Below are 23163 nucleotides of genomic sequence, written 5' to 3'. Positions count from 1 at the left end.
GTTGCTACGGAAGTCGGTCACCGTGTCGGCAGGCGCTCTCGCTGATCATGACGCTTGATCTCTGCCATCAGCAGAATGCGCTCAGTTGGGGCGTTGGCCTCTGGAGGCGCTGTGCAGCAGAAGCTTGCGGATATTGTGTTGGGCTAAGGGCGTAACCCTTAGGGGACTGAATTTTACAGAAATGCCTGTGACTGGATACAGTACCGTAGGTAAATGTGCCATTTACGCACACATGAACTGTTCAAGGATTTTTTCGTGGCCGCACCCAGCAAAAGCGATCTACTTTCTCGCCTGGATACACTTACAGCACAAGAATTGAAACGCTACCTCGTTCAAGAGTTGACCCGCAAAAAGCTCGGCCTGGTGTGGGAGGCAGACTTGATCGAGCGCGATTCGGCGCTGAACGCCAACATGGTGCTCCCACAGGTTGACGAGAGCCTTTCACTGTTCACCGATGGCAGCACCAGCAGCGGCAACCTGATCATCGAAGGCGATAACTTCGACTCGCTGCGCCTACTCAAAGCCACTCACGCTGGCAAGATTCGCGTCATCCTGATAGACCCGCCCTACAACACCGGCAACAAGGATTGGGTCTACAACGACGATTACGTCAACAAGGACGATCGTTGGCGCCATTCCAAGTGGCTTGAATTCATGTGCCAGCGCATGACGCTAGCGCGTGATCTGCTCACCCCTGATGGTGTGATCCTGATCTGCATAAACGATGAAAACCGCTCGCGGCTTGAGTTGATGATGGACGAGGTGATGCCAGGGCGTAGATTGGGCTCTATCGTGTGGCGCACTCGTCAGGGGTCAAACGCTGATCAGCAGTGCTTCATGTCGGTGGATCATGAACATATTCTTGTCTATGGAAATGATGCGTTTTCCTTTAATGGCTTCGAAAAAAGCTATGACATGTATGGAAATCCAGATGGCGACTCACGCGGTGATTGGCGTGCAAGCGACTTGACTCTTGGCTTTTCTTACAAAGATCGCCCCAATCTTTATTACCCGCTCATGGATCCTGAAACAGGGATCTACTACCCCGCTAACCCTGATCGCGTCTGGGTGTATGCCAGCGAGGCACGCTTAAAACCTGGGCAAACTCTGCAAGCAAAAAGCATGGACGAGTTTATTAGGCTTCGCCAAATAATATTTCCGCAAGAGCAGAGGGTTGTCGTCTGGGAAACTCTCGATGACCTACTTGATGCCATTGATAAGGGGGATGTGCCGAAGAGTAATAAAACCCCAATTCTAAGGCGTGAATTACCTGATATTGAAAGCTGGGTAGGTATACCTGTCGGCTTTGGGAGGCCTCAATTCAAGAGATTTAAGTCCGACTTGCGTAACCCAACACAGCCTTTATCAAGCTGGATTGTCCCTACCTTTGAAGAGGGGACTTACGAAGCAGAGAGCTGTCTGGTTTCCGCAACTAACAAAGAAGGTGCTAGCCTGCTTGCGCAAATTTTTGGCAGTCGGATTTTCAACTACGCCAAACCAGCATCTCTTATACAAGGGCTTCTGGCGCAGGCATCTTCACCGGGTGACACCATTCTGGATTTCTTCGCCGGCTCAGGCACCACAGGCCATGCCGTGCTGGCACTGAACGCAGAGGATGGTGGCAACCGCAAATTTATTCTGTGCTCCAGCACAGAGGCAACTCCAAAAGAGCCGGCCAAAAACCTGTGCCGTGACGTATGCTCAGAGCGCATTCGCCGCGTAATGACCGGCTATGGCAAAGCCGAAGGCCTGGGGGGTGACTTCGTCTACCTCACGCTGGCAAAGGTCGAAGAAGCCGACCTGATGTTTGATGCCACGGCAGAGCACGCCTACAACCTGCTCTGCTTGCGTGAAACGGGCCATGCCCGTCTACCGGGAGACTCAGCTGCCTGGATCGTCAGCACCAGCGACAACGCAGCCACCGTGGTATGCCCGAGCGGCAACCAAGATGCGGTGGCGGCGATCAAGGCCATGGGGGTTGACCGAGTTGTGGTTTACACCGACCGCCCAGACACCATGAGCCAGCTGCTTGATGACGCAGGGATCAGTGCGGAAACTCACTCGCTGAATTCAGCGCTGCGCTTTGGCCAGCTGGCACGCAGCTTTAGCTCTGTCATCAAGGAGGATGTGTAATGGCAACGCTGCCTTTGGATGTATCGACGCCACAAGGGCATTGCCTGGTACCAGAAGCCTTCCAGGCTGACCTGACCTGCAACATCACGTGCAAGCTACTGCAGACCAATCCACCGCCTTGCCTGCTGCGAGCCCCTACGGGCTCAGGCAAGACCTATGTGATCTGCCGGGTACTGGCCAACGTGAGCGCTGAGCGCCCTGTCGTCTGGTTCTGGTTTGTACCATTTGTGAACCTGGTAAACCAGACGCTTGATGCGCTGATCACTAACGCAGGTGACCTGTCGCCGGTTCTGTTCAATGACGGTATCAATCAGGAACCCCGCGCCGGCCAGGTACTCATATCGACCACGCAGGGCGTATCGCGGGCAGCATGGCGCAAGCTCAACTATGACGCAGGGGGTGGCGAGCTGGCCCGCACGCCGGCTGAATTCGTCGCATTGGCAAAGGCCACCGGGCTTGAGGTGGGCGTCATTGTGGACGAGGCGCACATCGCCCTGGATCAGGCCACAGAATTTGGCCATTTCGTTAAATGGTTGGAGCCGGCCTACCTGTGCATGGCAACGGCAACGCCCAAGAACGACCGTATCAACCAGTTCCTGACCAGCGCTGATATGGGCAGCTATGAATCGTTCAACGTTAGCCGGGATGATGTGGTACGTGCTCGCCTGAACAAGGCCTTCGTGGAGGCGGTGATCTACCAGCTCAGGGAAACGACCGCGACGGTGGCCGACCTCAAGCGAACCGTGCTCAAGCAGGCCTGGTTGCGCAATCAGGCGCTGAAAGCCCTGCTGCGAGAAGCCGGGATAGACCTGATGCCTTTGCTGCTGGTGCAGGTGGAGAACGGTAAGACCTCCATTGATGAAGCTGAGCGGGACCTGATCGAGCTATGCCGCGTGCCGCCGCAGGCTATCGGCAAGCACTCATCTGACACCCCAGACCCCGCATTGATGGATGCCATCGCCAATGACACCAGCAAAGAAGTGCTGATCTTCAAGCAATCGGCAGGTACTGGCTTTGATGCACCACGGGCATTCGTGCTCGCGTCCACCAAGGCCGTGAATGACGCTGACTTTGCAATGCAGTTCATTGGCAGGGTCATGCGTGTGGCCAGGCAGATACGCGCTGCCTACGCGAGCTTTGATGCTATACCCGATGACTTCAATACCGCATTCATTTACCTGGCCAATGCTGAAGCCCAACAGGGATTCCAGCAGGCGATTCAAACCACTGATGCTGTTCAGTCTCAACTCGAAGGGCAGGTTGAGAAAATGGCGCGACGGATGACTCGTTCTGGTGCAGCTGTAATTACCAACCGAACAACTCGGCAGCCAATGTTGTGTCATCATTTCCCAGTTCCGCAGAGCTCGGATCTGCAGCAAACCGAAGGTTTTAATGAAGCGTCTTCAATGGCGCTTAAAGATGCAGCTCGGATTGAGAACGGATCAAATGTCATTCAAGAAGGGCAATCATCACTTTTCGATCTTGATGAGTTGGATGAGCTTGTCCCAAGCACGTTGCCATCCAAGCCATCGCCGCAGGCGGCCAGGTCGAAAGCAGATTGGATCGAAGCGCTAAAAGCACACGGCATCACTGCTTATCCGCTGCGCCGCAACCTTCGCTCAGTACCGCCTTGTTTCAAGCGAGAGTCGCGCCCTGACTCGCTGAATATGGCGGAGATAGTAAGGCGTGCGGCTACTCGCTTGCAGTTGCAAGATAGACACGTTCGTGATGCTCTCTTGGCTGTGCGCGGTAGATTGCAAGAAATCGAAAGGCATACGGAACTTACGAAGCGTGCAGTCACTGATAACAAAGTGGCCATCGTGATTGATCGTAACCGCATTGCATCTGAGGCGAAGGCTGCTATGAATCGTCTTCCTCAAATCGAGGAGGCTGATCAGCGCATTCTGATCGAAGTGCTGGCCAATCGTGTTACGCCGCGCCTGCAGGAGGCTCTAGATGATGCCGGAACGTTGGCAACGCCTGAGGATATTAGGCGGATGGCACGCACCGCAGCTTGCTGGTTGATCCGCGTGCATGTTACCGAAGTCGAAGAGGCGTTATATGAAGAGATCGCTGCGCAGGCGGTGACAGAAGATGCGGGTCCTATTCCAGACGCTATGCTTTTCGCCACAAGTATTGCTCTACCCACGTCTAGTAAAAATCTTTATGGCATCCTTCCGCCTAGCCGTGACGAGCTTGTGGCGCTGGATCAGAGCATGATGTGTGAAGACCGCAATGTGATGCAGGACAAGGCTTGGCAGTTCCCTGGTGAGCAGGGGCCATTCATCACAGGGCGTTTCGATAGCACATTTTCGCTGAACACCGACGAAAAGCGCTTTGCAGATGCTCTTGATCGCGCGCCCTTTGTGGCTTGGTGGTTCCGTAACCCTGATAAGAAACCCTACTCTGTTCGGATCGTGCGTGGCGAGCACCGCAATTTCTTCTATCCGGACTTTGTGGTCTGCCTTTCACATGTCGATGGTAGTGACCCGCTTCCTAGGCTCATAGAGACTAAGCATGACCTGAAAGATGCCCGGCGCAAGTCAAAGCATGTGCCTGAGCACTACGGCAAGGTTTTGTTCTTGACCAAGGACGGTGATCGTTTTTTTGTTGTGACGGATGACGGTGGTGTAGGTGAACCACTAGATCTAGGGGATCTGGAGACACTCAGGGAAACGCTGCAGCGCTCTGCGCCCTGAAATACGCTTTCAGCATATTCATAGCGTCAGGGACGCACCTGGCGCCCGCTACAGATGACGTTAGAAGCTGGAAAACAGCTGTCCCACATGCCAGGACAGCCTGCTGAGACTAGTCAAAAAATAAAGAGATCCTGCACCTAGGCAGGATCTCTGACTAGCGGTCTACGCTTCATTCCTCCAAAGGCAAACCACACTCGGCCCGCATCTCATTCATCATGTCGAAGCTGATCGGGAAATTTGGATTTTCCTCTTGGATTTCCGCGATCATGGCATCAAAGCAAGCCTCGGTGCCATAGCCTGAAGCATGGTTGGAACTGCTCTTTGTGTAGAGAGCATGACCTTGCTGAGGGCCTACATCGCTGCGGTAAGCCGTGGTTTTTCCGCTACTGTCGAAATCCAGGTACCAACCTGAATCCATTAGGTACCTTCCGTAGACGCCTTGCCCGACCAGCGTCCCTTGCTTGAAGCCATCCCAGTTGTTGATGACAGCGCAGCCATACTGCCCACAATTCACAGGGAAGTAGGCATGGACTGTTTTCAGGAAGCGTTCACCGGTTTCATTGTCAATAAACGGTAACTGTTTGAACCGTGGGGTGCGTTCGCCAGCCACGCGGCAGTCGAAGAAGCGATTCTTGTCGAGTACCGTCGGGCAGACATAGACGTTTTCTCCTTCTACATAGGGGCTTTGGCCGTCTTGGGCCATAGCAAAGTAGCCAACAGCAACGGTAGTAGAAAGCGCAGCGGCAGCGCCGAGATACAGGGCGGTCTTTCCGGTCATGATCATGATCGAAGTCCTTTCGTGTGGTAGGAGTTGCCCTGGTATGGGCATGAGTTGATTTGCCGTACTGGCGTTACTTCTTCTTTTTCTTGTAGCGAACGACGATCCGGTTGTAGGTCGGATACTTCTCGATCACGTAGTCGGGACTGAGTGTCAGCAGGTTGTGCATGGCAATGCCGGTGGCCGTGAGCAATCCCAAGGCACCCGTAACACCCCCTGCGAAACTACCTGCTGCCAGGCCAATTCGACCGGCTGTATAAACGCGGCAGGTCAGCCCGGTGACCTCAATCTTGCTTTCGACCAGGCGAACGGCTTCGAGGAACTTGCCGCCGAGGCCTACGACCTCGAAGGACTCCTTGCTGCTGATGAGTTGAGGAAGTTTGGCGGTGGCCAGGTCGTCGAACGTCAGCTTTGTCATTGCTTCGATACTCTGCATGCGTGTGGCTGCTGAAGTAGGAACCACTTTATTGGATGGATTTCTACCTTTAAGGGTGAATGACAACCTTTGAAGACCTTCATGTCAAGAGGATGGCACTCGACCATTCAGGTTGACCTGGAGGATTCATGCCCATATCTGAACAAACGAACCTGACTCAACTGGTGGGTAAGGCGATTGCCAAGCAGCGAGTACGTGCTGGGCTGAGCCAGGAGCAAGTCGCTGAGCAGTTGGGGATTGGTAGCGAGGCGGTGTCACGCATCGAACGTGGTGTGGTGATGCCCAATATCGAGCGACTGATGCAGTTCGCGGAGATTTTTGGCTGTGAAGCAGCGGACTTGCTGACGCAGTCCAGCCCGCGCTCCGAAGATCAGGCCGTGCGTATCAGTCAGATGCTCAATCAGCTGAGTGCTGATGATCGCCAGCTCGTCCTTGAACTGGTCGAGCGGTTGAGCCAGCGGCTCGGCAAGGGCTGAGCGCGCTGGTTTCAGGCCTCGGCGTTTTCATCGAACAGTGCACCGCAACGGAGGCACAAGCAGTCGTACTGCATGAACTGAAAGTGTTGCACGTCCTTCAGAAAGGACTGGTTTTCAGTCCATTTCTGTTCCGATGCTTTCACGCCATTGGCGAGCAGGGTGAGTACGTTTTCCATGCTGGTTGCATCGCCTGAAGAGACATCTGCAGGTTGAAGTTGGCGTGCGGCTCGCAGAAAACCGTGCAGCGTGCTGATGAGCAAGACAACTGCCTTGACCGCATCAGCCGACACGACGGCGGACGAATCACAGATCAAGCAACGTGTGGACATAGGTCGCTCCTGAGACGGCAAGCCGTCCCGTTATCAGGATGGGATAGGGTGAGAAGGGCGCAGTGGTGCGTCGCTACAGATGGCCTAGCTCTGCGAGCGAAGTGATTCCCTCGTGGCCGACGATGAAATGATCCAGCGTTGTGGTGCCGACCATGGCCAAGGCGTTCTTCAGTGTCTGCGTTAGACGCAGATCTGCCTGACTGGGAGAGGGATCACCGGAAGGGTGGTTGTGCACCAAGATCACCGCTGCGGCGTTGTGAGCGAGCACGCTCTTGACCACTTCGCGCGGATACACGCTGGCCGCATCAAGGGTGCCGCGAAACAGCTCCTCGAAACTGATCACGCGGTGTTTGCTGTCGAGCAACAACACCGCAAAGACTTCATGCGGCAGATCTTGCAGCAGTACCTGCAGGTGCTCCCTGACCTTGTGTGGATCAGTTAGCGTCCGTCCCCTACTCAGTCGATGGGTGGCCAACTGCTGAGCCATGCGCAAGATGTCGGTTTCGGTAACTGGTGAATCAACCAGGAAACTGCCGGCGACTTCACCGGCCTTGAGCTTGTGAAATTTCATGGTGTGTCTCCGGTGGGCGAGCCGAGCCGGCCCGCCAGTGGTTAGGTAGAGGGTTCGAGCTGTTTGGATTGGGCTTCTAGTTTCTCGGCGAGTGACTGCGTGTGAACGGTGCTGTCGGGCCTCGACGTGGCAGGTTGACCGTCTGGGAAGAACTCTTCAGCAATGGCGCTGCTGTCCTCGCCGTCGTCCTCGAAGATGCCGTTGCCCAGACCGACACGCGCAGTGGCATCCAGCGCGGCTTGATCAAACCCAGCCGCCTGACGTGTCTCATCCAGCTCCCGCGCAGTGAGTAATGCTTGCTCCACGGTCATGCCGCCGCGCAGCGTCAGGTCGACGTAGAAAATCGGCGTGCCATGGCTCTGCCGGGTGGATTTGCCGCGTAGACGCAGCTCCAGCGGCAGGCAGGCCAGACGATCACCTGAGATAGCTCGGAAGTACTGCAATCGGGCAATCAGCGTGCGGATGCTGTTGAAGCCCGTGGTGCGAAATACAAAGCTGCCCAGGGCATCCTCATCGCCGATCACCACATTCATTCGTCCGTAGGGCTTGCAGGCATTGCCCTTGGCCAGGGGGCAGGCATCGGGCGACGGGCAGGGCAGCGATTGAACGCCGTCCTTTCCGATACGCTTGCAGGTTTCACCGTTGCCGACACAAACCGGTCGCCCGGTTTGCCGATCAAACAGGGTGTAATCAGCGCGGAAGTTCAGCTCAGGTTCGTTGAACAGCAAGCGCACCGGGATGCTGCGCAGCTTGTCGTCCTTGCCCTGACGCAACTCATCATTGAGTGGATGCAGTAACCAGCCGTCCTTGCCCTGCACCTGAGATGTGATGGTGAATTGGTCGTCTTTCTCCGGCAGGCGCTTGCCGTTCTTCTCGACGACCTTGCCGATGGAGATGCGCCCGAGTACGGGTGGGGTAATTGCCAGACCTTTGAGCATGATGGCGCTCCTTGAAAGCAAAAAAGGCCAGCCACACAGCGCGAACTGCATGGACTGGCCAAGGGGAGGGATTGAGTGGAAGAGGGTGATCAACCGATCAGAAAGCGCCGGCTGCCTTCCTTGAGCTTCGGGTAGCGGGCCTGCAGGTAGGGCTTTTCCTGAAGCATGCGCTCAACATCGAGCACGGTGCTGTCCTTGGCTTTACGCCAGCTCACGTAGCCGCTGGAGAACTCGGCGCGGGTGGATTCACCCATGGCCTGCTGCAGCATTTGCTTGAGCTCGGCCTCGCGTTTCTCCTTCTCGGAGATCGACTGACGCACAGCCTTCAGCTCCAGAAAGGCAGCCGCCAGACCGGCATTGCCGCTGAAGTCGACGACCTGGCCATTGTCCTGCGGATACAGGCAACGCAGCGCCAGCTCAGCCGAGGCACTGCCATCGGCAGGTGGTGGTGTATCCGTTTCAACGTACTGCCAGAAACGGCGCTCCAGCTCGATCAGGCGAGCGATCATCTGCTCGTCCCGCTCGATGCGATGGATCTCCAGTGTCTGACCACCGAGTAACACAGCGACATCTGCCGCCTGCTTGCCGGTGACGGCGAGCTGGTGCATCACCTGCAATTGCACATATTCGGGAACGCCTTCTTTCCAGAGGCGTGCCCCGTTTATGCCGGCTGTCTTGCATTCGAGGATCTGCACCTCGTCCGTGCCGATCACCTCGCGATCGATGTTGGCCAGCATCCAGGGCAACTCCGGATTGGGATGCTGCAGCACGGCGTTGATGCGGCGTACCTTGTGCTTCGTGCGCTTGCTGTAATGCCAGGCCACGATGGGCTCCAGCACGTTGCCCCAGTAAGCCGGGCTTTCTTCATCGTGCGGGTCGGTCTTCGGCAGGTTGCTGTCTCGACCAGTTTTCTCCAGCCACAGCTCCAGTTGGGACTTGTAGGGATTGAGTCCAACCGCTGCTGCGGCATCCGAACTGCCGATGCCTTGTTTGCGGATCTGCAACCAGTCCTCGCGCGGCAGCTCCTTGGTGCTGACCAGGCGCAGTGCAGGGCGTTTCTTGCTGGTGCTGCCATTCAATGACGTTGCTTTCATGGTGTTCACCTCGCGGACACAAAAACGCCCGATCAGCGCTGAGCTGACCGGGCGTCATGGGTGGATGAAATGGAGAAAGGGGAGGATCAGGCGACCATTTGCAGAGCTGCGTCCAGTGCACGTTGCTTGACCTGTGCACCCTGGCCAAACCAGGCCGAGTCGAGGCGGTACTCAGTGCTGCGAGCACGACGCTCATGGTCAACGTACTCGGTCACCGCGTTGAGCAAGCCCCAGGCAGTGCCGCGAGCCGACTCCAGATCCGAGCCGCGCCCGCGCCCTTCGTACAGCTCCTGCACACGGCGCAGGGCGCGCTCGTTGGGTAACTGTCCAGGCAATTGTCCGGTCGGGCTGACCTCGCACAGCACGTTCATAAAGAAGCCCAAGGCTTCATGCCACTGCACCTTGCGTTCAGCCAGCGCGCGCATGCGGTACATGAAGTCGTCCCATTGCGAAATGGCGATGCCGAGCTGATTCTTCACCACCTTCGGATCGAAGCGGGTGTTGTGCGGCACCTTGATCGCATGGCTGGTGCCGTCCAGGGCCACCGCCAGGGTGTTGTTGCACACCACGCGCACGGTGGTCGGTGTTGCCGTAGTGGCCAGGGTGCCGTCACAGGAGGTGGCCAACAGCAGGTAGCCGTTGACCTGATCGTTGCCCTTGATCGACGCGCCTTGCCCGGTACGCGCCAGCGCCCAGAACTTGCGACCGCCCTTGAGCACGCCTGCCGTTTCCAACTCATAACCGGATACTTCGGTCAGATCGCGATAGAACTCCAGAACCTCTCGTGGCTGCACAGTGTGATAGCGGTTGGAAACTACCGACAGCGGAGCCTTGGTATCTGAGCGGAAGAGCACCTTCTGCTCCGGGAAGGAATGGATGCTGCCCAGATGGCTGATGAACTCTGATTTGAAATAGACAGGACTTTCCTGGATCTGCCAGTCCATGCCGGCCTCACGTTGCCAGACTTCGATGGACTGTTTGCGAGGCAGGTTGTTGCCCAGTCCATGCCAGGGAGTCGCGCCGACGTAGGCCATTTGTTCGACTTGATGAGCCATGATGAATTTCCTTTGAGCAATAGCCGGCATAAAGCGCTGCGCATGGCGCAGCACCGGCATTTAGAGATGAATGAAAGAGAAGGGAGGCCGGATCAGACCGGTTGATTGAAGCGGTGACCGCAGCTCAGGCAGCGGTTGTGGGCCAGCACATGACGGTCGAGTTTTTCACCAAGCTGAGCCCCCATCGCACAGCCGCCAGCGGCGCCAACCAGGCCGCTGAGAATGGCTGATGACAGGGCGTTGAGGTTGACGTTGGGAGGCTTGGCGAGATCGCTACTGGTAACAGCTGGGCCAGTGAGCAGGATGGTGCCGGCACCTCGAAGCGCACCACCCAGCATGCCGATGAACGCGGCAATCCGCATGGCGGTGAGGTGCGTGGAGACCTGAGTAGAGCGGCAGCTCGGGCAGTGCAATGACATGGTTGAATACTCCATGGTGGGGATGTCATTGCAGTGATGTGTGACTGAGATTTTTTCGAATCGAATGGTCGCGAGTGATAGATGGCGACTCAAATGAGCGTCGCGGCAGGATTTACGCGCTAGCTGAATGCGGTGACCACAATGTGCTACATAGTGCGGTTATATCTCTCCAACTACGATCAGCAGGGAAATGAGCCGGTACCAACCACCGTTGACGTTGACACCACGCATGCTGGCGCTGACTGCCGAGATTGGCGAGCGTGTCGGACATTTGTCCGCTCTGCATGAAGGGGCGCTGACGCCGCAACTGCGTCGGGGTAACCGCATCCGTACTATCCAGGCATCACTCGCTATTGAGAACAACACGCTAAGCGTCGAGCAGGTCACTGCTGTGTTGGATGGCAAGCGCGTGCTTGGTTTGCCGCGTGAAATTCAGGAAGTGCGCAATGCCTTTTCAGCCTACGAGGCGATGCCTGAGTGGCAACCGAGTTTGCGTGATGATTTGTTGGCAGCCCACGCGCTGCTGATGCATGGGCTGATCGATGATGTCGGTAGCTATCGGCGTGGTGGTGTAGGTATCTATCGAGGGGAGCGTTTGCTGCATATGGCGCCCCCAGCCAACCGGGTTCCGCAGTTGATGGATGATTTGCTGGCATGGCTGAGCCGTTGCGAGCTGCATCCACTGATCGCCAGTTGCGTGTTCCATTACGAGTTCGAGTTCATCCACCCCTTCGCAGATGGTAATGGGCGAATGGGGCGCCTATGGCAAACCTTGATACTCAGCCAATGGCGAGCGGTTCTTGCGTATTTGCCAGTAGAGAGTGTGATTCGCGAGCAACAGGATGCTTATTACGAAGCATTGGCCATTTCTGACAAGGCAGCAGAGGCGACGCCTTTCGTTGAATTCATGCTGGCAGCTTTGCGGCAGGCGCTACTTGAAGGCATTGCAGGCGATCAAGTAAGCGATCAAGTAAGCGATCAAGTAGCACGCTTACTGCAAGCGCTAGCGCCAGGTGAGGCTCTCAAAGCCAGCGAATTGATGCAGCGTTTGGGGCTGGCGCATCGTCCGACATTCAGCAACAACTACCTCAAGCCTGCCCTGGCAGCTGGTTTGATCGAGATGACCGACTCTGCGTCGCCGCGTAGCCCCGCGCAGAAGTACCGGAGAGCTGGGCTTTCCGGGTAGCGCAGCTTCCTAGCTTGTGGTGCAAGGACTACTACCAGACGCAGTTCGCAGGGTATGCGCGCCACCTAGCATCACTGCCCTAGTACGAGTAGCGAAAGGACTGGACGCCCTTGGCCTGGTGGATTCACTACAACCTGCCATACGCCAGCTAGTTCTGGTTTCCCGTGCTGGCGGCATTCAACCTGCGTTGGAGCGCAAACCCGAATACGCTACCGAGCATCGGCACCTACGTTACCAACCCACATACGGGGGACAGGAAGGCATTGGTACAAGACGGGGTGACCACACTCAGTCTGGATGAGCGCAAGTTGATCGTTCGCCCATGGTTGGCGAGCCTGGTATGAGCTGTGACTCCAGTAAGCTGAAACATGGTGGATGCGGCGTGCCATCTCGCCGAAACGGAACCTCACTTGAAGGAACAGCCTGCAGATGTGATCTGCAGGAGCATTCCCCGTCAGGGGGCCTGCGCGACAGATTGCATTAGGGGAACTGAGCATTTCAGCTGCTGCTGATGTGAGTCAGCTCAGTGGTTGGCATGTTGCTCTTAATCTTTACCTGGTAGTGGCAGATGGATATTGTGACGAGCATCGCACCAGGGCAGGCCGAAGTACCTCAGGGAAGGCCATTTATAGCGTTCACATACGTTTTGGAACGTCCTCCGACGCCTATTACTGCCATCTGGTTCGATCACCTGATGCTCATGACCTGAGCATGCGCATTGGTTTCGTTTAAGGCCGGAGCATGGACAAGAAATCGCTTTCAGAGCGTGATATCTGCAGCAAATTCATTTCCCCTGATGGACCTCTGCGACCAACTCAAAGCCCGCCTTAACCAGGCCCGGCAAGTGCACGAGCATCTGGCCAGTGCGCTGGTCGAGCAGGCCGTGGCCTGATTTAACAAGAGCACTGATAAGGACATCCTATGCGTCCCGACAAGAAAGCCGTCATCGACCTATTTACCGAGCGCGCGCAGTACCTGATCCCCTTGTTCCAGCGCGGTTACGTGTGGACGCTGAACGAGCAGGTGCAGCCGCTCTGGGAAGACCTCGTTGACCGCCTGGAGGCTATTGTCCAGCATCAGGCCGATACAACCATGGTCGGGGCTGGCCGGCTTAGGCCGCTACGCCGGCACTTCCTCGGCACCGTGGTGATCGGCAGCCTCAAGGGCGGCAGCAGTGATGCCGTGGGCAACCGCGATGTGATCGACGGCCAGCAGCGCATCACCACCCTGCAGATCCTGCTGCTGGCGTTTCGCGACCTGGCGGCGCCGCTGGATGACGAGGCGCTGAGCTACGACCTCAAGCCGCTGACGCAGAATATCGGTAAGTACCGTCAGAGCAGCGATTCGCTCAAGGTGCTGCCGACCAATGTCGGCCGCGATGTGATGCAAGCGCTGGCCGAGCTGGGCAGCGCGGAGAAGGTTTGCGAGCGTTTCCCGGCCAAGGTTGGTCGGCAGTATCAGGAACGCCCGGCGATGGTGCGTGCCTACCTGTTCTTCCATGCCATGCTGGCCTGCCACCTGCGTGGCCTGCGCTACGATGACCTGTTGCCGGGCGCCGCGGCGGATGCAGAGCGCGCCGTGGCCCATGCGGTGATTCGCTCCATCGACGCGGACAACCAGCTGAAACTGCCGGGCGCCGACCTGCCGCTGCAGGTGGAGCGCGCCCATGCGCTGCTGGCGACGCTACGCGAGGGCTTCCAGATCATGTCGCTGGAGCTGGAGGACGAGGACGACCCGCAGATCATCTTCGAAACCCTCAATGCCCGGGGCGCACCGCTGCTGCCGAGCGACCTCATCCGCAACTTCATCTTCCTCCACGCCACACGTAACGGCGAAGACGTGGATGAGCTGTATCGCCAGGGCTGGCAGCACTTCGACGAGGCGGTGGACACCAGCACCGGCAAGGGCGCCAAGTTCTGGAAGCAGCAGGAGCGGCAGGGCCGCCTGAAGAACTCGCGCCTGGATCTGCTGCTGTACCACTACGTGGGTATGCGCAAGTGCGAGGATCTGAAGGTCGCCCACGTGTTCAACGAGTTCAAGGGCTGGTGGCAGGACGAGCCGCGCGACACCCAGCGCGAGTTGGCTCGTATCACGCACCTGGCGGATTATTTCCAGACCTTTATCTTGCCGGGGCAGGGGAGCCGCTTCGATCTGTTCTGCCGACGCCTGAAGCTGCTGGATGTGTCCACGGTGACGCCGCTGGTGCTGTACCTGCTGGAGCACGATAAGCCGGATTCCGCCGAGTTTCTGCAGGCCATCGGCGACCTGGAGTCTTACCTGGTGCGCCGCTTTATCTGTGGCTACACCACCAAGAGCTACAACCGTATCTTCCTCAACCGCCTGCTGGCGGAGATGGTGCGCGAGCAGAAGACCGATGCCGCGACCCTTCGCAGCAAGCTGCTGTCCCTGCAGGGCGACAGCCAGTGCTGGCCGGATGACGAGACCTTTGCCCGCAACTGGTGCCATCGTGGCCTCTACCAGGGCCGTAATACCGGCAAGGTGCGCGCGGTTCTCGAAGCACTGGAGCTGTCCATGCGCGGCAGCAAGCAGGAGAGCCTGGTGCTCCCCGACGGCCTGACCGTGGAGCATGTGCTGCCGCAGAAGTGGCAAACGAACTGGCCGCTGGCAGAGGACACCCCGGAGAACCAAGAAAAGCGCAGCCGCCTGCTGCACAGCATCGGTAACCTCACGCTAGTGACCCAGGCCTTCAACTCCTCTCTGAGCAACGAGCCCTTTGCTGTCAAACGGCAGGAGATCGTGACAACCAGCCTGCTGATGCTCAACACCCACTTCCAGCGCTATGGCGACAATGATGCTTGGGATGAGGACGAGATCGTGGCGCGGGCGGACAGCCTGTTTGCATCCGCGCTGAAGATTTGGCCGATGCCGAAGTGATGCTCAACCACTGATTATCAAATAATGATTTGAGTTCCCAGACATGATGGACCTGCTGCAACACCTTATCCCTGACTTCGCCCACATGTTCAGTGCCAATCCCAACGGCATCAGTGCGTGGTTTTGGTCTGCGACGGCACTGATTTTCGGCTTGTCGCTTTATTTTCTGTTCGTGCACTTTCGCCGTTTTCGTACCCGGCTGCGTGCCCTGCGTTCTTTGCTTGAAGGGCAAAGCAAGGAAACCCTGGCGCTTAGCCGGCGCGAAACCATGCAAAAGGCGCAGGGTTTGGATGCGCCCAATGTCGGCATGCTGTGGCGTGAATTCGACGAAAGCCTGGTGCTGTCGTCCGATCAGAAGCATCTGTTCAATACGCTGGATGCCGAGCATTTCTTCAATGCCCGAACCTTGGCTCCCGGCCTGACAGCCAGCCGCTTGCTGGCTGCTGCACCGAGCTTCCTGGTGGCCATCGGTGTGCTTGGCACATTCGTTGGCCTGACGGTGGGGCTGGAAGGATTGGTCGGCACCTCGGATGAGATCGAGGCACTCAAGGGTGGCATCAACAAGCTGATTTCCGGTGCTGCCGTAGCCTTCATGACGTCGGTATGGGGTGTGTTCTTCAGCCTATTGCTGAACTTTGTCGAAAAGATGTTCGAGCGTTCAGCGCTGGGCCAGATCCAGCAGCTGCAGCACGATATCGACTTTCTCTACCCACGCATTCCCGCAGAGCAGTCGCTGGTGCATATCGCCGAGTACGGCAAGGAGAGCAAGGAAGCGCTACAGGAGCTGCACGAGCGTATTGGCGATCGTCTACAGGAAACGCTCAATGGCATGAGCGAAGCGATGCAGACGGCGCTGACCGATGCCTTGAACAACATCATGGCGCCAGCCATCCAGACTCTGGTCAGCACCACCAGCCAGCAGTCCACGCAGGTGCTGGAAAAGCTGGTGGGTAATTTCATGGACGGCATGACCTCTGTGGGCCGTGAGCAGGGCTTGCAGATGCAGCAGGCGGCGGCTGACGTGAACGCTGCCGTCAGTGGCATGAGTGAGCGCTTGAACCAACTGTTCAGCAGCCTGAATGAACAGCAGGGTCGACAGATGGAGGTGGCTCAGCAACAGAGTGCGGCCTTCGAGACGCAGTTGCAGCGCATCAGTGGTTCTGCCGAAGAGCGCCAGGCACAGATGGAGCAACGCTTTGCTGAGTTGATGTCGGGGCTGACGAACCAGTTGCAAGCCCAGTTGGGTACTGCCCAGCAGCGCGACGAGGAGCGCCAGGTGCTGTTCGAGCGCCTGCTTGGCCAGGCTAGCAGCAGCCAGACGGCGATGTTGGAGCAATTTTCCAGCTCAACCCGCAAGCAGATGCAAGCGATGGCTGAGGCGGGCAACGAGCGCCACAGCAATCTGGAGAAGGTGTTCTCTCGTTTGATGATGAATCTCAACACCCAGCTCGATTCGCAAATGGGCGCGGCAGAGCAGCGTGAGCAGGCACGCCAACAACGCTTCCAGGAGCAGCTTGATCATGTGTCGATCCATCAACAGGAACTGCTCTCAGGTCTGGCCAGCGCTGTACAGGCGACCCAGCAGCAAAGCCGCCTAATGGCGGATCAGCATCAACAGTTGCTGGGCCAGCTTAAGCAGGTATCGGAAGCGACTGCACAAAGCAGCAAACATCTGGACAGCAGTGCGAATCAGCTTGGGCTTCTATCCGCGAATCTGCGCCAGGCCGCCGATACCTTGGGGCAGCGACTGGAGGCCGTTACTCATGGTGTCGAGAAAGCCGGCCAGCAGAACGCCGAATTGGCAGCTCAGTTGCAAAGCCAGGCCGCTACCTTGGCGCAGCTTCAGGCCACGTTGCTGGAGGGGGCGCAGCGCTTTGAGCAGGCAGCCGGCGAGGCGCGTAACGGCTTTGGCGAGATGAAATCCGCTCAGCAGGAGTTTCTCTCTGGTGTGCGCCATGAATTCACCGCACTGGGTGAAAAACTGCGTGAGCAGGTCGAGGCAGTAGAGAAGCAAGCCGAGGAATGGCTGCGCAGCTATGCCGGCGAAGTCCGGACGCAAATCGATGACCGCATGAACAAGTGGAACGAGGTGTCGCTCAGCTACGCCGACCAGATGCATCGAACGGTGCAAGCCATGAGCAGCATTCTGGATGAGCTGGAGGCACGCTGATGCGCCTGGGTAAATCCAAGGAAGTGAGCGTCGACGAAGAGAACCCTTATTGGATGTCCTTCTCGGACATCATGTCGGCGTTGCTGGTGATCTTCATTCTGGCCTCTGTAATTCTGATCCTGCAGTTGATGGAAATTCAGAAGGAGCTGCAAGAGCGCCAGGTGCAGTTCGAGCAGGAACTGGTCGAACTGAAAAAAGCAGAGCAGGTGCGCCGCACCATTCTTGATGAGGCCGTGGAGGCTCTGCGCGAGCGCGGCATCAAGGTCGAGGTGAGCGAGAACCATACGGTCCTGAGTATTCCCAACGATCTGCTGGGTTTCGACACCGGTGCCTACGACATTCATGCCGCCTATCAGGCGCGTGCTCTAGAGATTGGTAAGGTCATCAATGAGGTGATCTCGCGAGAGGATCGAGTTGAGTTCCTCGATACGATCTTCATCGAGGGGCATACGGACAATCGTCCGCTCCAGGGCTTTATGGGCAAAGGCAACTGGGGGCTCTCAACCTTCCGTGCCATTTCTCTCTGGCAGTTCTGGGGGAGCGCGCTGTCCCCCGATGAGCAATTGGCAAGGTTGAAGAACAAGGATGGCAAGCCACTGTTCTCGGTCAGCGGTTACGGCGAAACCCGCCCCGTGTTGGTTGACCAGCAGACCGAGGATGACTTCAAGCGCAATCGACGCATCGATATCCGCTTCACCATTCGTCGTCCCGACAGCGCTCAGTACGAGCAGGTGCGTGATCGTCTGGAGGAGGTCAAGCCGTGAAGCTGCCTCCTGTTCACATGCCGGTCGCTGAATGGGCGCCCGTGGTGCGGGAGCGATGGACGGTGCTGGTCGAAAAGGTCACTCGAATGAAGGCCGCAAGTGGCAAGAGCGACGCCTTTGACGCCATGTTGGCACGATTGCGTGACATGGCGAGTACGGGGCGTTTTGACGGCCTGCCTGAGCTGCTAAAACGTCGTCTTACTGCGCGTGCGTTGACCTGGTTGTGGCTCAACGACGAGGCTATGGGTAGGCGTTTGCTTAGTTCGCGTCTGCTTTCGGTGCTTGTCGATGCTCAGCAGCCGAGGCTGACACGTATCACCTTGCAGCAGTTGGCTCAGTTTTACTTTCGTCGCTTCGACAAGCTGGATGAGCACGATGGGCTGCGTAAGCAGCTTGAGCAGATTTTGCTCCAGCAACTGCATTTACTCCCCGAGCCCAAAGTAAGTGGCCCCCAGGCTGATCCGCTGGTAACGCTCAAGCGTGATGGACATTGGTTGTTGCCGCCTGACGGGCCAGTCCAGCTGGTTGAGCGGGTACGCGACAGTGGCCATGAGCTGGGCGAGACCTTTGAGGTCATGGGATTGCAGGGCTTTGATGACGGGCGTTATGGCGATATCTGCCGGGCCCACTTCTACCTGGAAACCTTACGAGGGCTTTCGCCCGGTGAATACGATCCGGTGCTGGATGAGCTGCAGAAGCCCGCTGTGTCCAAGGCTCCGTACGAGGGCGAGCGTCGTATCGGTCATATTGCGCTGGAGATTCTGATCGATCGCGCCGGACAGGAGCCTGGTGAGATCTGGCAGAACTTTATTCTCAATCTGGCGGGGGATCCGCGGATCGCAAGTACCGCAGCCAACTACCGTGAGTGGTGGCAACCACTTGGTGAGGCGCGTATTCAGAAGGTGCGTGGTTGGTTGTCTAAGGAAGACCTTCGGTTGTTCCTGCAGGCGGTTGAGCAATATGGCTTGGAGTCGGGAAAGGAAGATCTCAAGCGTATGTTCCCGGCGCGCAAACTGTTCTTGGAGGGATTGTTCGCGCTCGGCTTGATCCGACATACGAGGTTGATGCTTGGCCGCAATGCCAAGCAGTCGGTGAAGCGTATTCTCGGAAGTGAGGTAAAAACCAGCTTCGCAGGCATGGATTCAGCCATGAGCGACAAGGCGGTGATCTATCTCGATTGTGGCCACTTCCATCTGGTCGAGGGCTCCCATAGTTTCAAAATATGGGTTTACCTCGGCCAGCCAGGGCATTGGGTCAAGTCGTATGAGCGAAATCAGTTCTCGCACTTCGATCTGACAACGTCGTTGCCTAATCAATACAAGGCAGCCTACCCAAGCCTTCCCTACGAGGCAGTGACCCATAACGGTTCCTGGCAGCGTAAGGTGTTCGATTTCCTGGCGGATAACGGTATTGCGCTGGATATCGAAAAATTGCTTAGCCGGTCGGAGTACAAGGCATATTTGAGCAAATACGGCCTACCCGTCGTGAGGGGCAAGAAAGCGCGCGTTGAGCCACTGCTTCAGCAAAGCGCGAAGTCTGATTCGGCCCCAGTTTCTCAGGGTGGAGCAACCGGCTCTGTGTCCGCGCATCGTATGGCTGAACCGCGTCCTCCTGTTGTAGGTGCTTTTGCATCAGAAGCTCCAAGAGCCTCCGGCACGGCACTGACCGACACGCAATTATCGATTCTGGCCTACCTGTCCAAGCACCCGGAAAGCTTGATGGGAGATATTCGTCGAGCCCTAGAAGGCGATGAAGCACTCTTTTACGAGATCCAGGACGCTCTTCGAGGCAGTATTTCAAGCTACGTCCAACAGAACGAAGTCTTCCAATGGTCCTTATCCAGCAAGGGAGAGGCATTGTTGCGTAAAGCGGATTTAGATCCTGCACCCAACACCTCTGATGCAGACAAGCTACCTTTAATGGCTACTTTGCAGCATTTGGGGACGTTTGACTTGCAGGTGTTGTGGTACTTCAAAAATAACCCAGGCGACAAGGTGCGCCACGCAGCAAACGTTTTCGGCGTCGAGGCGCGGGTGATTAACCAGGTGCTTTACGGTTCATTGAAGGGCATGTGTGTGCAGGACAAGCAGTTCGGCTGGTCCGTTAATGAAACGACTCGCCTCTCACTTGAAGCGTTGGATAAACAGGACAGGGCTGAATAAATGAGCTTGATGGATATTTTTCGTTCGCTGATTGGTGAGCGAGACGGGGCGCTCAGTACTCAGCAAGGCTTTCAGTCTCAGCCTGATTCCAATGGCTTGAATTTCTACCTGCCCTTGCCGACCTTCAAGGCGCTGCAAACCGGGCAGGGCAGTGCTTTAGAAAAGATTCAGCTGATCGTGCTCAACATGCTGGTTGAGCAAGGGATTGCCGAAAACACGGCCAACGGTTTTCACATCGGTGCAGAAGATATTGCCGGGATGGATTTGGAGCAGGCCGAGATCCTGCGCTTGCCAAGACGTCTGCCCGGACGCTTTCTCACTTCGATTAGCGGGCGCACGGGCAACAGTGGTTTTCGTGTGGCGATCACGCTGGAAATGCCAGACGGCCCTGCCAGCTTCAGTCGCAAAGGCCCCTATCTGTACCTGACCAGCAGTGAGTGCTATTGGCTGACGCCGGCTGAAATGATGGGGTTGCAGGCTTGGGAACTGCATGAGTCTTTAGGCCCAGAGCAGCGAGGAGAGGCGGCAAATCTACGCCTGATGGCCGAGCTGCAGACCGCCGCGCGCAGCGGGATGCGTATTGATCTTAGCCACTTTGAGCGGCTGGATGTGGTGGTGCCTCAGAACATCAGGGTTATCGCTACGCGTTTACCAGACGGCAGCCTCCAACTCTGCCCGAGCCTTGGGGATGGCTCCAGTGCTGACCAGCTGGAAAAACGCTGGTCGCAGTTGGATATGACCGCCGATGGTGGTGTGCTGCGCATCGACAATCGTGTGTTGCTGCTGGATCAGGCGCGGATGGATGGCATCCGCAATGTGCTGGCTAACAAACGTATCCCGGCTGATCAGGTCAACGAGTTTATTGCCACGCCAACGGCGTTTCTCGATGCTGCGCTGGTCAATCTTGAGGTGGGCTTTTCTGCCCGGGTTGCGGGTATTGGCAAGCTTCAGCACATGGATTTCGGTGTGCTGGATGCAACCAAGAATGACTGGTTTGCGCTGGATAAGCGCCCGGCACCTGCAGCGATCCTGAGCAAGCTGATTCAGTCCCCCGAGGACTTGCAGCGCTTCGAGGAGGTACTGCAGGCGGCTAATGAACAGGGCGCGACGACTCTGTCGTTTGCTGGCGAGGTGATCGATATCTCTGACGCGCCGACTGTTCAGCAAGAGCTGGCCAGGGCTCGCCAGAACATGGCTCATGTGAGCGATAGCGAACCGCACAGCGAGGAGGGTGTTCTCAGTGGGGAGGACAAGGAGAAAGTCGGGGTCATTCTCAAGGATGCCGACGAGATCAATTCTGCACTGTTGCGTAAGGCTGCTGCTGCGAGGCCGCTGGTGGTGCCAGATTGGTCGACCTATGTCCGTGAGCCGTTCCCTCATCAGCGTGAGGGGGTCGAGTGGATGCTGAAGCTTATGGGCGCAGCGTTGCAGGATGAAACTGATGATCTCTATCGCCTGCAGGGTGGTCTGCTTGCAGATGACATGGGCCTCGGCAAGACATACATGTCGCTGGTCGCAGTCGGCGAGTATCTGGCCAGTCAGCGCGCGGCTGACAAGCCGCAGAAGCCGGTTCTGGTGGTGGCGCCACTGAGTCTGTTGGAAAACTGGGAGGATGAAGTCGGTAAGACCTTCGCCAGCATTCCGTTCCGCGATGTGGTGGTGCTGCAGTCGGGGCGGAGTCTGCGTGACTATCGTGTCAAAGGTGCTGAGCGTGAATCGGTGCAGTTGGCGTCGATGATTGATGACAGCAGCGGCATGATGGATGAGCAGAGCATTCGCTATGCACTGCATGTGGGGCCGGAAGCAGGCGTGCATCGTCTGGACATGGACCGTCGCTTAGTGCTCACGACCTATCAGACCCTGCGTGATTATCAGTTCTCCCTGTGCCGAATCGACTGGGGCATGGTCATCTTCGACGAGGCGCAGAACATCAAGAACCCCAATGCGCTGCAGACTATTGCCGCTAAAGGGCTCAAGGCGGATTTCAAACTGTTGGCGACTGGCACGCCGGTGGAAAATAGCCTGGGCGATTTCTGGTGCCTGATGCATACGGTGCAGCCTGGCTTACTTGGTGGCTGGGAAAGCTTCCGCGATACCTGGATCAAGCCAATTCTGGCTGCAAGCGATGAAGAGCGTGATGAGGTACGGGCGCGTTTGGGCGAGCAGCTGCGGCGTGCTGTAGGCATATTCATGTTGCGGCGGGTTAAAGAAGATCAGCTCAAAGGCCTACCAGCCAAGACTATTCTCAGTGGTGTCGAGCAAGCCGATCATGGCCTGCAACGGTATGCGGCGCAGTTGGGTGTGGTGATGAAAGGCATCCAGTTGCAGGCCTACGACGAAGTCCTCGACAGCTATCGGGCTCGTCGTGCAAGCGCTGAGGATATGCGTGGTACCGCACTGGCGGCTTTGACTCAGCTTCGCTCCATTTCCCTGCACCCACGGCTGGAGAATGAGTCGGCGCTGTACAGCGAGGATGGCAAGCAGGCGCGACAACTGATGATGGAGTCCGGCAAGCTGGCGGTGCTGCTGCAGTTACTCGATGAGATCCGCAGCAAGGGTGAAAAGGTCATCCTATTCATGATGACCAAGCGCTTGCAACGAGTCCTCAAGCTCTGGCTGGATCAGATCTATGACCTGAATGTGGCGGTGATCAATGGTGACACCCAGGCTGTGGCGACTCGGGCTGAGGACATGACGCGCAAGAAGCTAATTGCCGAGTTTGAAGCGAAAAGTGGCTTCAACATCCTGATCATGTCGCCAGTAGCCGCTGGTGTCGGTTTGACGGTGATTGGGGCCAACCATGTGGTGCATTTAGAGCGTCATTGGAACCCGGCTAAAGAAGCGCAAGCGTCTGACCGGGTTTACCGGATCGGCCAAACCAAGTCAGTGTTCATCCATCTGCCTGCCGTCACTCACCCCCAGTACGACTCGTTTGACGTGCACTTGGATCGACTTCTGCGGGGAAAGCTGATGTTGAAAGATGCCGTTGTCACTCCAGAGGCAGTTGCTGAGAGCGAGATGATCCAATCAATGGGCCTTTGACCTCAGAAACTATCAT

17 protein-coding genes and 1 pseudogene are annotated in these 23163 nt (G+C 57.0%); 10 read left to right on the top strand and 8 right to left on the bottom strand.

The features are described 5' to 3' along the window. Window positions 1–255: 255 nt before the first annotated feature. The gene (locus tag C7A17_RS26200) at window positions 256–2133 is read left to right on the top strand and encodes a site-specific DNA-methyltransferase (RefSeq protein ID WP_199796377.1); all 1878 of its coding nucleotides are present in this window, start codon (window positions 256–258) and stop codon (window positions 2131–2133) included. Then, window positions 2133–4832, top strand: coding sequence for a DEAD/DEAH box helicase (locus C7A17_RS26195; protein ID WP_106742420.1), 2700 nt, complete (start codon window positions 2133–2135; stop codon window positions 4830–4832). The genes C7A17_RS26200 and C7A17_RS26195 overlap by 1 nt, the downstream gene beginning before the upstream one ends. A 169-nt stretch (window positions 4833–5001) precedes the next feature. Here C7A17_RS26195 and C7A17_RS26190 read toward each other — a convergent pair whose 3' ends face one another. Together C7A17_RS26190 and C7A17_RS26185 are read right to left on the bottom strand one after the other, a co-directional pair. Continuing rightward, the gene (locus C7A17_RS26190; protein WP_106742418.1) at window positions 5002–5616 is read right to left on the bottom strand and encodes a hypothetical protein; all 615 of its coding nucleotides are present in this window, start codon (window positions 5614–5616) and stop codon (window positions 5002–5004) included. 67 nt (window positions 5617–5683) lie between these two features. Further along, window positions 5684–6046, bottom strand: a complete 363-nt coding sequence (locus C7A17_RS26185; protein ID WP_234035862.1) for a hypothetical protein — start codon at window positions 6044–6046, stop codon at window positions 5684–5686. A 128-nt stretch (window positions 6047–6174) separates the two neighbouring features. Between C7A17_RS26185 and C7A17_RS26180 the strand changes: the two genes are divergently transcribed. Beyond that, window positions 6175–6522 (top strand): helix-turn-helix domain-containing protein, encoded by a 348-nt coding sequence (locus C7A17_RS26180; protein ID WP_106742415.1) that lies wholly within the window; start codon window positions 6175–6177, stop codon window positions 6520–6522. Between the two features lie 11 nt (window positions 6523–6533). On the opposite strand, the gene C7A17_RS26175 is transcribed toward C7A17_RS26180, so the two are convergent. The 6 genes from C7A17_RS26175 to C7A17_RS26150 form a co-directional block, all read right to left on the bottom strand. Continuing rightward, a complete protein-coding gene (locus tag C7A17_RS26175; RefSeq protein ID WP_106742413.1) occupies window positions 6534–6851 on the bottom strand; it encodes a hypothetical protein in 318 nt (105 codons plus the stop codon). Window positions 6852–6924: 73 nt separating this feature from the next. Continuing rightward, entirely contained in the window at window positions 6925–7422 is a 498-nt protein-coding gene (gene radC, locus C7A17_RS26170; RefSeq protein WP_106742410.1) for a RadC family protein, read from the bottom strand. A 41-nt stretch (window positions 7423–7463) separates the two neighbouring features. Continuing rightward, window positions 7464–8360 (bottom strand): recombination directionality factor, encoded by an 897-nt coding sequence (locus C7A17_RS26165; RefSeq protein WP_106742408.1) that lies wholly within the window; start codon window positions 8358–8360, stop codon window positions 7464–7466. Window positions 8361–8449: 89 nt separating this feature from the next. Next, window positions 8450–9454, bottom strand: coding sequence for a YqaJ viral recombinase family nuclease (locus C7A17_RS26160; protein ID WP_106742406.1), 1005 nt, complete (start codon window positions 9452–9454; stop codon window positions 8450–8452). 86 nt (window positions 9455–9540) lie between these two features. Further along, entirely contained in the window at window positions 9541–10509 is a 969-nt protein-coding gene (locus C7A17_RS26155; protein ID WP_106742403.1) for a DUF932 domain-containing protein, read from the bottom strand. 92 nt (window positions 10510–10601) lie between these two features. Further along, the gene (locus C7A17_RS26150) at window positions 10602–10928 is read right to left on the bottom strand and encodes a hypothetical protein (RefSeq protein ID WP_106742400.1); all 327 of its coding nucleotides are present in this window, start codon (window positions 10926–10928) and stop codon (window positions 10602–10604) included. Between the two features lie 190 nt (window positions 10929–11118). On the opposite strand from C7A17_RS26150, the gene C7A17_RS26145 reads away from it, so the two are divergent. The 7 genes and pseudogenes from C7A17_RS26145 (at window position 11119) to C7A17_RS26115 (ending at window position 23147) form a co-directional block, all read left to right on the top strand. Beyond that, window positions 11119–12114, top strand: coding sequence for a Fic family protein (locus C7A17_RS26145; protein WP_106742397.1), 996 nt, complete (start codon window positions 11119–11121; stop codon window positions 12112–12114). Between the two features lie 92 nt (window positions 12115–12206). Further along, window positions 12207–12458 (top strand): annotated as a pseudogene (locus tag C7A17_RS27365) (peptidase M15); the annotation flags it as partial. A gap of 577 nt (window positions 12459–13035) precedes the next feature. After that, window positions 13036–15009: a DUF262 domain-containing protein gene (locus C7A17_RS26135; RefSeq protein ID WP_106742395.1), complete on the top strand. Its 1974-nt coding sequence runs from the start codon at window positions 13036–13038 to the stop codon at window positions 15007–15009. A 43-nt stretch (window positions 15010–15052) separates the two neighbouring features. After that, a complete protein-coding gene (zorA, locus tag C7A17_RS26130; RefSeq protein WP_106742392.1) occupies window positions 15053–17179 on the top strand; it encodes an anti-phage ZorAB system protein ZorA in 2127 nt (708 codons plus the stop codon). Continuing rightward, window positions 17179–17943: an OmpA/MotB family protein gene (locus C7A17_RS26125; protein ID WP_106742390.1), complete on the top strand. Its 765-nt coding sequence runs from the start codon at window positions 17179–17181 to the stop codon at window positions 17941–17943. The genes zorA and C7A17_RS26125 overlap by 1 nt, the downstream gene beginning before the upstream one ends. After that, the gene (locus C7A17_RS26120; protein WP_106742387.1) at window positions 17940–20105 is read left to right on the top strand and encodes an EH signature domain-containing protein; all 2166 of its coding nucleotides are present in this window, start codon (window positions 17940–17942) and stop codon (window positions 20103–20105) included. The genes C7A17_RS26125 and C7A17_RS26120 overlap by 4 nt, the downstream gene beginning before the upstream one ends. After that, window positions 20106–23147, top strand: a complete 3042-nt coding sequence (locus C7A17_RS26115; protein ID WP_106742385.1) for a DEAD/DEAH box helicase — start codon at window positions 20106–20108, stop codon at window positions 23145–23147. The last annotated feature ends 16 nt before the right edge of the window (window positions 23148–23163 follow it).

Source organism: Pseudomonas mendocina (assembly GCF_003008615.1).
Taxonomy (GTDB): Bacteria; Pseudomonadota; Gammaproteobacteria; order Pseudomonadales; family Pseudomonadaceae; genus Aquipseudomonas; species Aquipseudomonas mendocina_C.
This window is presented reverse-complemented; position numbering and strand designations above follow the sequence as displayed.

Coding starts and splice junctions, on each gene's coding strand:
- C7A17_RS26155 (WP_106742403.1), bottom strand. CDS start 10,509: ATGGCTCATCAAGTCGAACAAATGGCCTACGTCGGCGCGACTCCCTGG.
- C7A17_RS26115 (WP_106742385.1), top strand. CDS start 20,106: ATGAGCTTGATGGATATTTTTCGTTCGCTGATTGGTGAGCGAGACGGG.
- radC (WP_106742410.1), bottom strand. CDS start 7,422: ATGAAATTTCACAAGCTCAAGGCCGGTGAAGTCGCCGGCAGTTTCCTG.
- C7A17_RS26160 (WP_106742406.1), bottom strand. CDS start 9,454: ATGAAAGCAACGTCATTGAATGGCAGCACCAGCAAGAAACGCCCTGCA.
- C7A17_RS26165 (WP_106742408.1), bottom strand. CDS start 8,360: ATGCTCAAAGGTCTGGCAATTACCCCACCCGTACTCGGGCGCATCTCC.
- C7A17_RS26135 (WP_106742395.1), top strand. CDS start 13,036: ATGCGTCCCGACAAGAAAGCCGTCATCGACCTATTTACCGAGCGCGCG.
- C7A17_RS26175 (WP_106742413.1), bottom strand. CDS start 6,851: ATGTCCACACGTTGCTTGATCTGTGATTCGTCCGCCGTCGTGTCGGCT.
- C7A17_RS26125 (WP_106742390.1), top strand. CDS start 17,179: ATGCGCCTGGGTAAATCCAAGGAAGTGAGCGTCGACGAAGAGAACCCT.
- zorA (WP_106742392.1), top strand. CDS start 15,053: ATGATGGACCTGCTGCAACACCTTATCCCTGACTTCGCCCACATGTTC.
- C7A17_RS26195 (WP_106742420.1), top strand. CDS start 2,133: ATGGCAACGCTGCCTTTGGATGTATCGACGCCACAAGGGCATTGCCTG.
- C7A17_RS26185 (WP_234035862.1), bottom strand. CDS start 6,046: ATGCAGAGTATCGAAGCAATGACAAAGCTGACGTTCGACGACCTGGCC.
- C7A17_RS26180 (WP_106742415.1), top strand. CDS start 6,175: ATGCCCATATCTGAACAAACGAACCTGACTCAACTGGTGGGTAAGGCG.
- C7A17_RS26190 (WP_106742418.1), bottom strand. CDS start 5,616: ATGATCATGACCGGAAAGACCGCCCTGTATCTCGGCGCTGCCGCTGCG.
- C7A17_RS26150 (WP_106742400.1), bottom strand. CDS start 10,928: ATGTCATTGCACTGCCCGAGCTGCCGCTCTACTCAGGTCTCCACGCAC.
- C7A17_RS26145 (WP_106742397.1), top strand. CDS start 11,119: ATGAGCCGGTACCAACCACCGTTGACGTTGACACCACGCATGCTGGCG.